The sequence below is a fragment of the Stenotrophomonas sp. NPDC077659 genome, assembly GCF_050268705.1.
GTDB lineage: Bacteria > Pseudomonadota > Gammaproteobacteria > Xanthomonadales > Xanthomonadaceae > Stenotrophomonas.
In genome coordinates this window covers 1-1,114 of record NZ_JBNNHG010000303.1, presented here as the reverse complement: position 1 = coordinate 1,114, position 1,114 = coordinate 1, and the positions used below count along the sequence as shown (strand labels likewise).

The following is a 1,114-nucleotide window of genomic DNA, read 5'->3' as shown; positions in this document are numbered from 1 at the left end:
CCGGCCAGTCGGCCTGCAGCAGCGGCAGCGCGGCGTCCATCACCAGCGGCCAAGGAACAGCTGCTGGACATCGTCCAGGAAGAACCGCTGGCGCCGATCTACGTCAAGTCCCTGGCCGCCGGCAACACCAACGCCCCGCTGCAGTTCAGCAGCGAGTTCGACGACAACGACGCCGCCAACGAGAACGAGTGAGCGCTGAACTGCCGATGGACCAGACGCTGATCAACCGCATTGTCGAAGGTGCCCTGCTGGCCTCCAGCCAGCCGCTCACCCTGGCCCAGCTCAAAGACCTGTTCCCGGAAGAGGAACCGGCGCCGCCGGGCAGCATCGAACGTGCGCTGGAGCGCCTGCGCGAGGGCTGCGAGGGCCGCGGCGTGGAACTGGTCGAGGTCGCCTCCGGCTTCCGCTACCAGGTGACCAGCGAAGTGCACGGCTGGATCAGCCGGCTGTGGACCGAACGCAAGACCCGCTACACCCGCGCCACCCTGGAAACCCTGGCGCTGATCGCCTACCGGCAGCCGATCACCCGCGGCGAGATCGAGCAGGTGCGCGGCGTAGCAGTCAGCAGCAACATCATCCAGGCGCTGGAAGAGCGCGAATGGATCCGCGTGGTGGGCCACCGCGACGTGCCCGGCAAGCCGGCGCTGTTCGGTACCACCAAGGGCTTCCTGGACTACTTCGGGCTGAAGCGCCTGGATGAACTGCCGCCGCTGTCGGAACTGAAAGACCTGGGCGAGCTGGAACCGCAGCTGGCGCTGGACCGTGATGGTCCCGCCGTTGCCGGTGCCGCCGGCCCGGATATCAGCGCCGACCCCGACACGGCCGCCAACGATGACGCCGGCCTGCAGGGCGGCGAAGGCAACACCCCGAATTCCGCCGACGCAGCCCCTGCGCCGGCCACCGATGAGCAAGCACCTTCGCCCCACGATGATGGGCACCCCGATTCCGCGCCGGGCGAGCGCGCGGTGCCAGTGAACGAACGCGAAGACAACGCCGTCGCGACGACGACCGTGGCTGTTGACCAAGCCGATTCCGAACCAGAGGCCGACCTCGAAACCGCCCAGCGTCCCGAGTCGCTGGACGCGTACTGGATGCCGTTCACCGCCAACCGCCA

The 1,114-nt window shown here is 68.4% G+C and carries 1 protein-coding gene and 1 pseudogene; both read left to right on the top strand.

The window, feature by feature from the left end; genetic code table 11:
* Positions 1-192, top strand: a pseudogene (locus tag ACQKDV_RS19650) (hypothetical protein); the annotation flags it as partial.
* Between the two features lie 14 nt (positions 193-206).
* Positions 207-1,114: SMC-Scp complex subunit ScpB (gene scpB, locus ACQKDV_RS19645; protein ID WP_427785894.1), on the top strand; the 908-nt coding region annotated here is incomplete at its 3' end.